This is a genomic window from Mycobacterium syngnathidarum (assembly GCF_001942625.1).
GTDB classification, from domain to species: Bacteria; Actinomycetota; Actinomycetes; order Mycobacteriales; family Mycobacteriaceae; genus Mycobacterium; species Mycobacterium syngnathidarum.
Genome location: NZ_MLCL01000029.1, coordinates 212402 through 226194, shown reverse-complemented (window position 1 = coordinate 226194; position 13793 = coordinate 212402). Strand labels below are relative to the sequence as shown.

Genomic DNA, 13793 nt, shown 5'->3' with positions numbered 1-13793 from the left:
CCGCCCATCAACCGGCACGATCTGCAGACGTTACCGGTTCACAAAGCAACTGATGGGTAACTTGCGCACCGCCACCCCCAGCGGCACGGAGGCGGCAAGATAGGTGGACGATAGAAGGTGCCACAAGCACTGTCAGTAGTAACCGCCTAACAAGGAGCGGAAGTTGACCACCGAGTTCGTGCGCCAGGATCTGGCCCAAAACTCCTCTACCGCAGCCGAACCCGACCGGGTACGGGTGATTCGCGAGGGAGTTGCCTCCTACCTTCCGGATATCGACACCGACGAGACCGCGGAGTGGTTGGAGTCGTTCGACGAGTTGCTGGAGCGTTCCGGTCCGGCGCGGGCCCGGTATCTGATGTTGCGACTGCTGGAACGCTCACGCGAGAAGCGTGTCGCCATCCCGGCACTGACGTCGACCGATTACGTCAACACCATCCCCACCGAACTTGAGCCCTGGTTCCCCGGTGACGAGGACGTCGAGCGACGCTTCCGTGCCTGGATCCGGTGGAACGCGGCCATCATGGTGCACCGCGCGCAGCGTCCGGGAGTCGGTGTGGGCGGCCACATTTCGACGTACGCATCGTCGGCCTCGCTGTATGAGGTCGGGTTCAACCACTTCTTCCGCGGCAAATCCCACCCCGGCGGTGGCGATCAGGTGTTCATCCAGGGCCACGCCTCCCCCGGCATCTACGCCCGCGCCTTCCTCGAGGGCCGGCTGACAACCGACCAACTGGATGGTTTCCGTCAGGAACACAGCCACCCCGGCGGCGGCCTGCCGTCCTACCCGCACCCGCGCCTGATGCCCGACTTCTGGGAATTCCCCACGGTGTCGATGGGCCTGGGACCGATGAACGCGATCTATCAGGCCCGGTTCAACCACTATCTGCACGACCGTGGCATCAAGGACACCAGCGATCAGCACGTGTGGGCGTTCCTCGGCGACGGCGAGATGGACGAGCCGGAAAGCCGCGGCCTGATCCAGGTGGCCGCCAACGAGGCGCTGGACAACCTGACCTTCGTGGTCAACTGCAACCTGCAGCGTCTCGACGGGCCGGTGCGCGGCAACGGCAAGATCATCCAGGAGCTCGAGTCGTTCTTCCGCGGGGCGGGCTGGAACGTCATCAAGGTGGTCTGGGGCCGCGAATGGGATGCCCTGCTGCACGCCGATCGCGACGGCGCGTTGGTCAATCTGATGAACACCACGCCCGACGGCGACTACCAGACGTACAAGGCCAACGACGGCGCCTACGTGCGCGATCATTTCTTCGGCCGCGACCCGCGCACCAAGGCTCTGGTCGAGCCGATGACCGATCAGGAGATCTGGAATCTCAAGCGCGGCGGTCACGATTACCGCAAGGTGTACGCCGCCTACCGCGCGGCCATGGAACACAAGGGCCAGCCGACGATCATCCTGGCCAAGACCATCAAGGGCTACACGCTGGGCAGCCACTTCGAGGGCCGCAATGCCACGCACCAGATGAAAAAGCTTGCGCTGCAAGATCTCAAGGATTTCCGCGACGTCACCCGGGTACCGATCAGCGACGCTCAGCTGGAAGAAGATCCCTACCTGCCGCCCTACTACCACCCCGGCCCCGAGGCGCCCGAGATCCGCTACCTGCTGGACCGTCGCCGCGCCCTGGGCGGGTTCCTCCCGTCCCGGCGCAACAAGTCCACTGCCCTGCAGCTACCCGCGTCGGATGCCTACCAGGCGCTGAAGAAAGGCTCGGGCAACCAGGCCGTGGCCACCACCATGGCGACGGTACGCACGTTCAAGGAACTGTTGCGGGACAAGAACGTCGGCCCGCGGCTGGTGCCGATCATCCCCGACGAGGCCCGCACCTTCGGCATGGACTCGTGGTTCCCGAGCCTGAAGATCTACAACCGCAACGGGCAGCTGTACACGTCGGTGGACTCGGCATTGATGCTGGCGTACAAGGAATCCGAGGTCGGCCAGATCCTGCACGAAGGCATCAACGAGGCGGGGTCGACATCGTCGTTCACCGCGGTGGGCACGTCGTACTCGACCCACAACGAGCCGATGATCCCGATCTACATCTTCTATTCGATGTTCGGGTTCCAGCGCACGGGTGACGGCCTGTGGGCGGCGGCCGACCAGATGGCCAAGGGCTTCGTCCTCGGGGCGACGGCCGGACGGACCACACTGACCGGCGAGGGTCTGCAGCACGCCGACGGCCATTCCCTGCTGCTGGCATCGACCAACCCGGCCGCGGTCACCTACGACCCGGCGTTCGCCTACGAGATCGCCCACATCATCGAGAGCGGGCTGCAGCGGATGTACGGCGAGCACGCCGAGAACGTGTTCTTCTACATCACCATCTACAACGAGCCCTACGTCCAGCCCGCCGAGCCGGCCGGTCTGGACACCGAGGCGCTGTTGCGCGGCATGTACCGCTATCGCCGGGCCACTGAGCAGCGAGCCAACGCCGCTCAGATCCTGGCGTCGGGGGTGTCGATGCCCGAGGCGCTGCGGGCGGCCGACATGCTGGCCGAGGAGTGGGACGTCGCCGCCGACGTGTGGTCGGTCACCAGCTGGGGCGAACTCAACCGCGAGGGCGTGGAGATCGAGCGGCACCGGCTCCGGCATCCCGATCAGCCCGCCCGCACGCCGCACGTGACCAGCGCGCTGGCCGATGCGGCCGGGCCGGTGGTGGCCGTGTCGGACTGGATGCGGGCCGTGCCCGAGCAGATCCGGCCGTGGGTCCCGGGCACCTACATCACACTGGGCACCGACGGCTTCGGCTTCTCCGACACCCGTCCGGCCGCACGCCGCTACTTCAACACCGACGCCGAGTCGGTGGTGGTGGCGGTGCTCGAGGGGCTGGCTCGTGACGGAGAGATCGATCCCTCCGTGGCCATCGCGGCGGCCAAGCAGTACAAGATCGACGACGTGTTCGCCGCTGCGGTGTCCTACGTGGACACGGGCAGCGCCTGATTCGCTTGGAGGAATCCACCAGAAAAGTGGCGTAGCTTTTAGGGATGCCCGACAAGCGGTTCGTGCCGCCGAAGTCGACCGTCGAGGTCCTGGAGAGCGTGCCCGACTCGACTCTGCGCCGGTTGAAGCAGTATTCCGGCCGGTTGGCCACCGAGGCGGTGCATGCCATGGCCGAGCGCCTGGACTTCTTCTCCGACCTCGACGCGTCACAGCGGGCCAGCGTGCAGCTGGTGGTGCAAACCGCCGTCGTGAACTTCGTCGAATGGATGCGGGACCCCGAAAGCGACGTCAGCTATACCGCGCAGGCCTTCGAGGTGGTGCCGCAGGACCTGCGCCGTCGTATCGCGCTGCGCCAGTCGGTCGAGATGGTGCGCACGTCGATGGAGTTCTTCGAAGAAGTGGTGCCGCTGCTGGCCCGGTCCGAAGAGCAGCTCAACGCGCTGACCGCGGGCATCCTGCGCTACAGCCGTGACCTGGCCTTCGCGGCGGCCAGCGCGTATGCCGATCAGGCCGAGGCCCGCGGTGCCTGGGACCTGCGGATGGAGGCCAACGTCGTCGACGCGGTGGTGCGCGGCGACACCGGGCCCGAACTGCAGTCCCAGGCAGCGGCACTGAACTGGGACGCCACGGCGCCGGCCACCGTGATCGTGGGCCTGCCCCGCCCGGACCGGCCGGACCTGGCCCGCGAGGACATCCACGACGCAGTCAAGCGCCACGGCCGGGCGGCACTGTCGGATGTGCACGGCACCTGGCTCGTCACGATCATCTCGGGCGCGCTGTCGGCAACCGACCGCTTCCTGGTCGACATGCTGTCGGTGTTCGCCGACGGCCCGGTGGTGATCGGGCCGACCTCCCCCACGCTGATCGCCGCCCACCGCAGCGCCGCCGAGGCGATCTCCGGCATGAACGCGGTGACCGGCTGGCCCGGCGCACCCCGGCCGGTGTCGGCGCGCGAACTGTTGCCCGAGCGTGCCCTACTGGGCGATGCGACGGCCATCGCAGCACTGGAAACCGAAGTCATGCGCCCGTTGGCGGATGCCGGTCCGGCACTGACGGAGACCCTCGACGCATTCCTGGACTCCGGCGGCGCCATCGAAGCTTGTGCTCGCAAATTGTTCGTTCATCCAAACACGGTGCGCTACCGCCTGAAACGAATCGGCGACTTCACCGGCCGCGATCCTGCCGTGCCGCGGGACGCCTATGTACTGCGAGTTGCGTCGACAGTCGGCAGATTGAGCAAACAGGGATACCAGCCGAGCACGCCAAATGCGGGCAGCGTCGTGATCCCGGCGATCGGCCCGGCTCATCCCGCCAGGCAGCAGGCATGAACTGGGCTCACCGGCCGGCGCGGAGGCTGTGACATATTTCGCTGCGGTGAAGGCAACGTCGCATCACATGCACTTTTGTGGGGAACCTACAAAAACATAAGACAAGGTTCATAATCTCTTACATCCCACAAAACCATCTTCACAGTGTTCTCTTAATGACGTGCCTCAACCCGTGCTCGCATTGCTTGCTCCCGGACAGGGATCGCAGACGCCCGGCATGCTCTCCCCTTGGCTGGAGCTGCCCGGTGCCGCTGATCGCCTCACCACGTGGTCGCAGATCAGCGGCCTGGACCTGGCGCGGCTGGGAACCACCGCCACCGCCGAGGAGATCACCGACACCGCGGTGACGCAGCCGCTCGTGGTGGCCGCCACGCTGCTGGCCTATGAGGAATTGACCAAGCGCGGAGTGCCCGAAACCGCCGAGACCATCGTGGCGGGCCACTCGGTGGGTGAGATCGCCGCGTATGCCATTGCCGGCGTCATCTCTGCCGATGACGCGGTCAAGCTGGCCGCCACTCGCGGTGCCGAGATGGCCAAGGCTTGCGCCATCGAGCCGACCGGCATGTCTGCGGTGCTCGGTGGCGACGAAGCCGAGGTGTTGGCCCGGCTGGAGTCGCTCGACCTGATCCCGGCGAACCGCAACGCCGCCGGCCAGATCGTGGCTGCCGGCGCCATCGCGGCCTTGGAGAAGCTCGCCGAGGATCCGCCGACCAAGGCCCGGGTCCGCCAGCTGGCAACCGCAGGCGCGTTCCACACCCGTTACATGGCGTCCGCCCTGGAGGGCTACGCCGCAGCCGCCGAGTCTGTAACGACATCCGAGCCGACCGCGACACTTCTGTCGAACGCAGACGGCCAGCCGGTCGCCTCGGCCGCCGACGCGATGGAAAAGCTGGTGTCCCAGCTGACCAAGCCGGTGCGCTGGGATCTGTGCACCGCCACCATGCGGGACCGTTTCTCCGCCGCCGAGCGCGCCGGGATCATCGAGTTCCCGCCGGCGAGCACCCTCGTCGGCATCGCGAAACGTGAACTCAGAGGAGCGCGGGCCCGGCCGATTAAAGCCCCAGCCGATCTGGACGGCTTGGACGAGCTGTAAGTCCACCGACAACCGAATAGCAGTAGCAACGCAGTACCAACCGAACGTCCCGAATTGTCCTCCGCACCCGGGGGGCGCTTTCAACAACAAGAAGGAGCCATCGTGGCCGCCAGTCAAGAAGAAATCATCGCCGGTCTCGCCGAGATCATCGAAGAGGTCACCGGCATCGAGCCGTCTGAGGTGACCCCCGAGAAGAGCTTCGTCGACGACCTGGACATCGACTCGCTGTCGATGGTCGAGATCGCCGTGCAGACCGAGGACAAGTACGGCGTGAAGATCCCCGACGAGGATCTGGCCGGCCTGCGCACCGTTGGTGACGTGGTGGCCTACATCCAGAAGCTCGAGGAAGAGAACCCCGAGGCTGCCGCCGCCCTGCGCGAGAAGTTTGGCTCGGAATGAGCAAACCTTCCACTGCTAACGGAGGCTTCCCGAACGTCGTGGTGACCGCCGTGGAGGCCACCACGGCGCTCGCTGCTGACATCGAGAGCACGTGGAAGGGCCTCCTGGCCGGAGAAAGCGGCATCCATGAGTTGACCGACGACTTCGTCACCAAGTGGGACCTTCCGGTGCGTATCGGCGGTCACCTGGTCGACGACATCGACAGTCACCTCACCCGCATCGAGCTGCGTCGCAACTCCTATGTGCAGCGCATGTCACTGGTGCTGGCCCGCCGGCTGTGGAAGAACGCCGGTGCGCCCGAGGTCGATCCAGATCGCTTCGCGGTCGTGATCGGCACGGGCCTCGGCGGTGGCGAGAAGATCGTCGAGACCTACGACGCCATGAACGAGGGCGGGATCCGCAAGGTCAGCCCGCTCGCCGTTCAGATGATCATGCCCAACGGTGCGGCCGCGGTCGCCGGTCTTGAGCTCGGCGCCCGCGCCGGAGTGATCACACCGGTGTCGGCGTGTTCGTCGGGATCTGAGGCCATCGCCCACGGCTGGCGACAGATCGTGATGGGCGATGCGGACTTCGCCGTCGTCGGTGGTGTGGAAGGCGGTATCGAGGCACTGCCGATCGCGGCGTTCTCGATGATGCGCGCCATGTCGACCCGCAACGAAGATCCCGCGGGTGCGTCTCGGCCGTTCGACAAGGATCGTGACGGATTCGTGTTCGGCGAGGCCGGCGCGATGATGATCATCGAGACCGAGGAGCATGCCCTGGCCCGTGGCGCCAAGCCGCTGGCTCGGCTGATGGGTGCCGGTATCACCTCGGATGCGTTCCACATGGTGGCCCCGGCGGACAACGGCGTGCGCGCCGGTGCCGCGATGAAGCGTGCGCTGGAAACCTCGGGTCTGGAAGCCAAGGACATCGACCACGTCAATGCCCACGGCACGGCCACCCCGATCGGTGACACCGCCGAGGCCAATGCCATCCGGGTCGCCGGATGCCAGAACGCCGCGGTGTACGCACCGAAGTCGGCTCTGGGCCACTCGATCGGTGCGGTCGGTGCGCTGGAGTCGGTGTTGACGGTGCTCGCCCTGCGGGACGGGGTGATCCCCCCGACGCTGAACTACGAGACACCGGATCCCGAGATCGATCTCGATGTGGTTGCGGGCGAGCCTCGTTATGGCGACTACAAGTACGCCGTCAACAACTCGTTCGGGTTCGGCGGCCACAATGTTGCCCTGGCCTTCGGTAAGTACTGAGGTCGGGTACCCAAGCCTGGTCAGTGACCCCGGGCAGCGGCCCGGAAGGTAGACACGGAAGGGAAGAACACAGCAAATATGGCGGGATTGTCCACAGGGAATGGTCTTCCCAATGTGGTTGTCACCGGCGTAGCCATGTCGACGGCGCTGGCAACCGATGCTGAAAACACCTGGAAGAAGCTGCTCGACGGTCAGAGCGGCATCCGGAAGCTCACCGATTCGTTCGTCGAGGAGTACGACCTGCCGGTTCGCATCGGCGGCCATCTCCTGGAGGAGTTCGACTCCGAGCTGACACGCGTCGAACTGCGCCGACTGTCATATTTGCAGAAGATGTCGACGGTCATCGGCCGTCGGGTGTGGGCCCATGCCGGCTCCCCCGAGGTCGATGCCCGCCGCCTCATGGTGTCGATCGGCACCGGTCTGGGTTCTACCGAAGAGCTCGTGTTTGCCTATGACGGTATGCGTTCCAAAGGGCTGCGCGCCGTGTCGCCGCTGGTGGTGCAGATGTACATGCCCAACGGCGCGGCAGCCGCGATCGGGCTCGAGCGCAAGGCCAAGGCCGGGGTGTGTACCTCGATCTCGGCCTGCGCCTCGGGTTCCGAAGCGATCGCCAACGCATGGCGCCAGATTGTCCTCGGCGAGGCCGATATCGCGATCTGCGGTGGCGTCGAGACCAAGATCGAAGCCGTGCCGATCGCCGGATTCGCCCAGATGCGCATCGTGCTGTCGAACACCAACGACGATCCGGAAGGCGCCTGCAAGCCCTTCGACAAGGATCGCAACGGATTCGTGTTCGGCGAGGCCGGCGCCCTGATGGTGATCGAGACCGAGGAGCACGCGAAGGCCCGCGGCGCCAACATCCTGGGCCGGCTCATGGGCGCGAGCGTGACCTCGGACGGTTACCACATCGTGGCGCCGGACCCCAACGGTGAGCAGGCAGGTTATGCGATGACCCGCGCCATCCAGCTGGCGGGTCTGCAGCCCACCGATATCGACCACGTCAACGCCCATGCCACCGGCACCAACGTCGGCGACGTCGCCGAGAGCAAGGCGATCAACAACGCGATGGGTGGCCACAAGCCCGCGGTCTACGCGCCCAAGGCAGCACTCGGCCATTCGGTCGGCGCGGTCGGCGCCGTCGAGTCCATCCTGACGGTGATGGCACTGCGAGACGGTGTCATCCCCGCGACACGCAACCTGCACAATCTCGATCCCGAGATCGATCTGGACGTCGTCGCCGGTGAGCCACGGCAGGGCGATTACAAGTACGCAATCAACAATTCGTTCGGATTCGGTGGGCACAACGTCGCGCTCGCCTTCGGAAAGTACTGAGACTCCACAACTACGGCGACCCAGCGCTTTCCACCAAAGGAGACCTTTATGACGATCATGGCCCCCGAAGCCGCCGCCGAATCACTCGATCCGCGTGACCCGCTGCTGCGTCTGCAAACCTTCTTCGATGACGGCAGCGTCGAGTTGCTGCATGAGCGGGACCGTTCCGGTGTGCTGGCCGCCGCCGGCACGGTCAACGGTGTTCGTGCGGTGGCGTTCTGCACCGACGGCACCGTGATGGGCGGCGCCATGGGCATCGAGGGCTGTGCTCACATCGTCAACGCCTACGACACCGCGATCGAGGAGCAGAGCCCGATCGTGGGCATCTGGCACTCCGGCGGTGCGCGGCTGGCCGAGGGCGTCAAGGCGCTGCATGCGGTCGGTCTGGTCTTCGAGGCGATGATCCGGGCGTCGGGCTACATCCCGCAGATTTCGGTCGTCGTCGGCTTCGCGGCCGGCGGCGCCGCTTACGGCCCTGCGCTGACCGACGTCATCATCATGGCCCCGGACAGCAAGGTGTTCGTCACCGGTCCGGACGTGGTGCGCAGCGTCACCGGTGAGGACGTCGACATGGTGTCGCTCGGCGGCCCCGACGCCCACCACAAGAAGTCCGGTGTGTGCCACATCGTGGCCGACGACGAGCTCGACGCTTACGAGCGCGGCCGTCGCCTGGTCGGATTGTTCAGCCAGCAGGGCCATTTCGACCGCAGCAAGGCCGAGGCCGGCGACACGGACCTGGCTGCGCTGATGCCCGAGTCGGCCCGGCGCGCCTACGACGTGCACCCGATCGTGGAGGCACTGCTCGACGAGGGCGTGCCGTTCGAGGAGTTCCAGGCCAAGTGGGCGCCCTCGATCGTGGTCGGTCTCGGCCGCCTGGCCGGCCGCACGGTCGGTGTGATCGCCAACAACCCGCTGCGTCTCGGCGGCTGCCTGAACTCCGAAAGCGCCGAGAAATCAGCACGTTTCGTGCGGCTGTGCGACGCGTTCGGCATTCCGCTGGTGGTCGTCGTCGACGTACCCGGCTACCTGCCCGGTGTGGACCAGGAGTGGGGCGGCGTGGTGCGCCGCGGCGCCAAACTGCTGCACGCGTTCGGTGAGTCCTCGGTCCCCCGCGTGACGCTGGTGACCCGCAAGATCTACGGCGGCGCCTACATCGCGATGAACTCGCGTTCGCTCAACGCCACCAAGGTGTTCGCCTGGCCGGACGCCGAGGTCGCGGTGATGGGCGCCAAGGCCGCCGTCGGCATCCTGCACAAGCGCAAGCTGGCCGCGGTTGCCGATCCTGCCGAGCGTGAGGCGCTGCACGAGGAGCTCGCCATCGAGCACGAAAGGATTGCCGGCGGCGTGGATTCGGCGATCGAGATCGGTGTGGTCGACGAGAAGATCGATCCGGCGCACACCCGCAGTAAGCTGACCCAGGCGCTGGCCGAGGCCCCGCACCGGCGCGGTCGCCACAAGAACATCCCGCTGTAACCACCCAGCTGGCGCGAATGGCCAGTTATTGCACATATAAGGCGAAAAGCCGTGCAATAACTGGCCATTCGGCGTTCTACCGCGTGGTGTAACCGCCGTTGGCGAAGATGGTCTGCCCGTTGATCCAATGGCCCTCGTCGGCCAGGAACACCACCAATGGGGCGATATCGGTGATCTCGGTCAGCCGGTTGCCCATCGCCTGCGACTTGTGGAACTCGACGCGTTCCGGAGTCTCCTGCGGATAGAAGAACGGCGTATCCATCGGGCCGGGGGCCACATTGTTGACGTTGATGCCGCGGACACCGAACTCTTTGGATGCCGCCCGGGTGAAGTGTTCGACGGGGCTCTTCGAGCCCGCGTAGGTGGAGTAGCCGTCGGTGTAGGCGGCCAGCAACGCCGTCACGATGGTGACCACCGACCCGTTGTCTGCCAGGCGCTTACCAGCCTGTTGCAGGAAGAAGTATGCGGCCTTGGCGTTGATGTCGAACATCGAATCATATTCGGCCTCAGTGGTTTCCACGAACGGCTTGCGCAGTACCTTGCCGACGGTGTTGATCGCGATGTCGACACTGCCGAAGGCGTCGATCGCCGCGTCGAAGAGCTTCTCGATATTGGCCGGCACCGTCAGGTCACCTTGCACCTTGACCGCCTTCACCCCGGCGGCCTGCACCGCCGCCACCGTCTTGTCGGCGTCGGCTTCACTGGAGGCACTGTTGTAGTGAACTGCGACGTTGACACCCCTCGAAGCCAGCGTCGTGCTGATCAGGCCACCGAGGTTCTTCGCGCCGGCGGCAACTACTGCTGATTTTCCCTCTAGTTTGCTCACGAGGACAGACTAGTTTTTGCGACTCACAGAGTGATAACGCAAAATACCGAAGCATTCACAAATAATAGTTGTATAGGCTTGGTGGGTGTCCATGAATGCCCCTGATCTGCGGCGTTTACGCCAGTTCGCCGCCATCGGCGAGGCCGGTAGTCTCACTGCCGCGGCAGCCTCGCTGCATATTAGCCAACAAGCTCTCAGCAGCTCGATGCAGCAACTGGAGAAGGAACTCAACGCCACACTGTTCCGGCGCGAGGGACGGCGACTGCGGCTCACCCGGGCCGGCGAACTGCTTCTCACCGAAGGGCGAACCCTGTTGGCGGCGGCACGCACCGTGGCCGAGCGGGTGGAACACGCGTCCGAGGGCACCGCAGAGGTCTTTGTCATCGGCCATAGCCCGGCACTCAGCGGGAGCGAGGTCTACACCCTTCTCGAACCTGCCATCACAGCATTTCCCAACGCCTCGTTCACGTTCCGGCAGCTCTACCCCGATCAGCTCACGGGTGCGGTGCTCGACGGCACAGTGCATCTCGGCCTGCGCCGTGGTGTGGTCCCCACCAACGAATTGGCCACGGCCATCCTCGGTTACGACCGCGTCCGGTTGGCGCTACCGTGCGAACACCGGTTGGCCGGCCACGCTGCCGTGGGCATTCACGAGCTCGCCGGGGAGCGCATCGCGCTGTGGGCGCCCCCGGGTGCGTCCTACTACAGCGATTTTCTGATGGCTGCATGCCGTCGCGCCGGTTTCGAACCCGACTATGTCGTCAGCCGGGTTCAGGGTGCGGCCACCGTGGCCGCCCCGCTCACCACGGGTGCGGCCACGTTCGTCACCACGGCACCCGGACCGGCCATGGGCGGTCGCGTCGTGGTCACCGAACTCGAACCCCCACTGCTGGTGGGCGCTCAGGCAATGTGGCAGCGCCACACCAGTTCAGCGGTCCGGGACGCGCTGATGGCGCAGGCCTAGGCAGACTCGACCTGCCCGAAGTCAGCGATCATCTCGGCCGCAGCCGCCACGGCACGGTCCCGGTCGGCGCTGACCAGCCCGATGCGCGTGCGGCGGTCCAAGATGTCGTCGGCACACAGGGCACCTTCGTGGGTGACGGCGTACTCGAATTCCGCACGGATGACGTCGAGTCCGTCGGCGACGGGTTCAGTAGGCCGGGCGCACCGCGCCCGCGCGATCACGTTGGGCGCCTCGGACCCATAGCGGGCGACCAGGGAGGACGGTAGCTCATGCTCAGATCGCAACGTGGACACCGGATTGGCCGGGGCACCGACCAGTGGCAGATTGGCGGTACGACAGCCGTCGGCGGATACGCCGCGCATGACCAGCGCCCGGTCCAGAACATCCTGGGCCATGTACCGGTATTCGGTGAGCTTGCCGCCGATGATGCTGATCACGCCACTCGCCGATTCCACGACCGCGTGTTCGCGTGACACGTCGGCCGTGTCGCCCGCTCCGGTGTCGATCAGGGGTCGCAGCCCGGCGTAGGTACCGCGCACGTCGGACGTGGTCAGTTCGGTCGCCAGCGCCGTGTTGACGGTGTCGAGCAGGAAGCTGATCTCATCCGGAGTCGGCTGGGGCACATCGGGAATGGGGCCCGGCGCATCCTCATCCGTCAGTCCGAGGTAGACCCGGCCGAGCTGTTCGGGCATCGCGAAGACGAACCGGTTCAACTCCCCCGGTATCGGAATGGTCAGGGCCGCAGTCGGATTGCCGAACGCCGCGGCGTCGAACACCAGATGCGTGCCCCGGCTGGGCCGCAACGTGATCGCCGGGTCGAGATCGCCGGCCCATACCCCGGCCGCGTTGATGACCACCCGCGCGGCCGCGTCGAAAGATTCCCCGGTGACTTCGTCGGTCAGGCGGACCGAGGACGCGCCGGCCGCACTCGCGGAGACCCGAGTCAGGATCCGGGCTCCGTGCTGCGCAGCAGTGCGCGCGACGGCGGCCACCAACCGGGCGTCGTCGACGAGCTGGCCGTCGTAGGCCAGGTAACCGCCGTCGAGACCCTCGGTGCGCACCGTGGGGGCCAGTTCGACCGCGCGACCGGCATCCACCCGGCGCGATCGCGGCAGAGTGGACGCGCTGGTTCCGGCAAGCCTGCGCAGACCGTCGCCGGCGATGAATCCGGTGCGCACCAACGCGCGCGACGCGCGGCCCATCGACGGTAGCAGCGGCACCAGCTGCGGCATGGCCTTGACGAGGTGAGGCGCGTTGCGGGTCATCAGGATTCCGCGCTCGATCGCACTGCGACGGGCGATCCCGACATTGCCGGTGGCCAGGTAGCGCAGACCGCCGTGCACCAGCTTTGAACTCCACCGGCTGGTCCCGAACGCGAGATCGTGTTTTTCCACCAGCGCCACCCGCAGGCCTCGTGTGGCGGCATCCAGCGCGATGCCCGCACCGGTGATGCCACCGCCGATGACGAGCACATCGAGCTGTTCGCCGTCGGTCAGTGCCGCCAACTCGGTTGCGCGCCGGGTGCGATTGAGTGCGGTGGGTCCGGTCACGAGGCGAGATATCCGTTCAGGGCGTGGGCGAGTTCGGCCGCCAGCGCATCGGCGTCGAGGATGGGTTCGACCATCTGCGCGGACTGGATCGCGGACTGCGTGATGAGCAGGCACATGGTGGCCAGTTGACGGGGGTCACCGGGCCGGACGCGGTCGTTTTTCTGACGGACCTCTTGGGCGAGCTTGAGTTCGCCGGCCAGTGCGTCGATCAGGATCTGCTGGCTGGTGCCCAGCCGCTCGGCGATGTAGACCATCGCCACCTCGGGCGCAGAGTGCAGCACGGCCATGATCACCTCGTCGTGGCGCAGCCGTGCGGCCACCGCCACGATGCGGCGTACCAGGGCCGCGCGGCCCGGCCCACCGAGTTCCGTCGCGTCGAGCACACCCACGATCCGTGCGGTGAGCAGCGCGGCCAGAATCGACTGGGTATCGGGGAAACGGCGGTACACGGTCGGGCGGCTCACCCCGGCCCGCCGGGCGATCTCGGCCAGGGTCACCCGGTCCACGCCGAAGGCCAGCACGCAGCCGGCAGCGGCATCCAAGATCTGGTCGCTCAGCGATCGCTCGTTACTGATTGACATCATGTGTAATACTGTAACGCATGACTCAGCCGGCCGAACAGTTTCTG

11 protein-coding genes are annotated in these 13793 nt (G+C 66.2%); 8 read left to right on the top strand and 3 right to left on the bottom strand.

The genetic code is table 11. The features are described 5' to 3' along the window. Nucleotides 1-163: 163 nt before the first annotated feature. The 7 genes from aceE to BKG60_RS08945 all read left to right on the top strand — a co-directional run bounded on the left by aceE (nucleotide 164) and on the right by BKG60_RS08945 (nucleotide 9825). Complete coding sequence (gene aceE / locus BKG60_RS08975; RefSeq protein WP_070943367.1) at nucleotides 164-2953, top strand: pyruvate dehydrogenase (acetyl-transferring), homodimeric type; 2790 nt, start codon at nucleotides 164-166, stop codon at nucleotides 2951-2953. 44 nt (nucleotides 2954-2997) lie between these two features. Next, nucleotides 2998-4281 carry a PucR family transcriptional regulator gene (locus BKG60_RS08970; RefSeq protein WP_070188110.1) on the top strand — a complete coding sequence of 428 codons (1284 nt, stop codon included), beginning with the start codon at nucleotides 2998-3000 and terminating at the stop codon, nucleotides 4279-4281. Nucleotides 4282-4453: 172 nt separating this feature from the next. Beyond that, nucleotides 4454-5374 carry an ACP S-malonyltransferase gene (locus BKG60_RS08965; RefSeq protein ID WP_120764856.1) on the top strand — a complete coding sequence of 307 codons (921 nt, stop codon included), beginning with the start codon at nucleotides 4454-4456 and terminating at the stop codon, nucleotides 5372-5374. Between the two features lie 102 nt (nucleotides 5375-5476). Beyond that, complete coding sequence (gene acpM, locus BKG60_RS08960; protein ID WP_066897787.1) at nucleotides 5477-5773, top strand: meromycolate extension acyl carrier protein AcpM; 297 nt, start codon at nucleotides 5477-5479, stop codon at nucleotides 5771-5773. Further along, nucleotides 5770-7020 (top strand): 3-oxoacyl-ACP synthase KasA, encoded by a 1251-nt coding sequence (gene kasA / locus BKG60_RS08955; RefSeq protein WP_070188108.1) that lies wholly within the window; start codon nucleotides 5770-5772, stop codon nucleotides 7018-7020. Before acpM ends, kasA begins: the two co-directional genes overlap by 4 nt. A 78-nt stretch (nucleotides 7021-7098) precedes the next feature. Then, nucleotides 7099-8352, top strand: a complete 1254-nt coding sequence (gene kasB, locus BKG60_RS08950) for a 3-oxoacyl-ACP synthase KasB (RefSeq protein WP_070188107.1) — start codon at nucleotides 7099-7101, stop codon at nucleotides 8350-8352. Between the two features lie 48 nt (nucleotides 8353-8400). Continuing rightward, nucleotides 8401-9825: an acyl-CoA carboxylase subunit beta gene (locus tag BKG60_RS08945; protein ID WP_070188106.1), complete on the top strand. Its 1425-nt coding sequence runs from the start codon at nucleotides 8401-8403 to the stop codon at nucleotides 9823-9825. 76 nt (nucleotides 9826-9901) lie between these two features. On the opposite strand, the gene BKG60_RS08940 is transcribed toward BKG60_RS08945, so the two are convergent. Continuing rightward, a complete protein-coding gene (locus BKG60_RS08940) occupies nucleotides 9902-10651 on the bottom strand; it encodes an SDR family oxidoreductase (protein ID WP_075909574.1) in 750 nt (249 codons plus the stop codon). Between the two features lie 91 nt (nucleotides 10652-10742). On the opposite strand from BKG60_RS08940, the gene BKG60_RS08935 reads away from it, so the two are divergent. Next, nucleotides 10743-11615, top strand: coding sequence for a LysR family transcriptional regulator (locus BKG60_RS08935; protein WP_075909573.1), 873 nt, complete (start codon nucleotides 10743-10745; stop codon nucleotides 11613-11615). Here the strand turns inward: BKG60_RS08935 and BKG60_RS08930 are convergent. Both BKG60_RS08930 and BKG60_RS08925 read right to left on the bottom strand, forming a co-directional pair. After that, entirely contained in the window at nucleotides 11612-13165 is a 1554-nt protein-coding gene (locus BKG60_RS08930; protein WP_070943370.1) for a glycerol-3-phosphate dehydrogenase/oxidase, read from the bottom strand. The genes BKG60_RS08935 and BKG60_RS08930 overlap by 4 nt on opposite strands. Next, on the bottom strand, nucleotides 13162-13749 hold the full coding sequence (locus BKG60_RS08925; RefSeq protein ID WP_070943371.1) for a TetR/AcrR family transcriptional regulator: 588 nt from the start codon (nucleotides 13747-13749) through the stop codon (nucleotides 13162-13164). Before BKG60_RS08925 ends, BKG60_RS08930 begins: the two co-directional genes overlap by 4 nt. Nucleotides 13750-13793 lie beyond the last annotated feature (44 nt).

Coding starts and splice junctions, on each gene's coding strand:
- kasB (WP_070188107.1), top strand. CDS start 7,099: ATGGCGGGATTGTCCACAGGGAATGGTCTTCCCAATGTGGTTGTCACC.
- BKG60_RS08935 (WP_075909573.1), top strand. CDS start 10,743: ATGAATGCCCCTGATCTGCGGCGTTTACGCCAGTTCGCCGCCATCGGC.
- kasA (WP_070188108.1), top strand. CDS start 5,770: ATGAGCAAACCTTCCACTGCTAACGGAGGCTTCCCGAACGTCGTGGTG.
- BKG60_RS08945 (WP_070188106.1), top strand. CDS start 8,401: ATGACGATCATGGCCCCCGAAGCCGCCGCCGAATCACTCGATCCGCGT.
- BKG60_RS08970 (WP_070188110.1), top strand. CDS start 2,998: ATGCCCGACAAGCGGTTCGTGCCGCCGAAGTCGACCGTCGAGGTCCTG.
- BKG60_RS08925 (WP_070943371.1), bottom strand. CDS start 13,749: ATGATGTCAATCAGTAACGAGCGATCGCTGAGCGACCAGATCTTGGAT.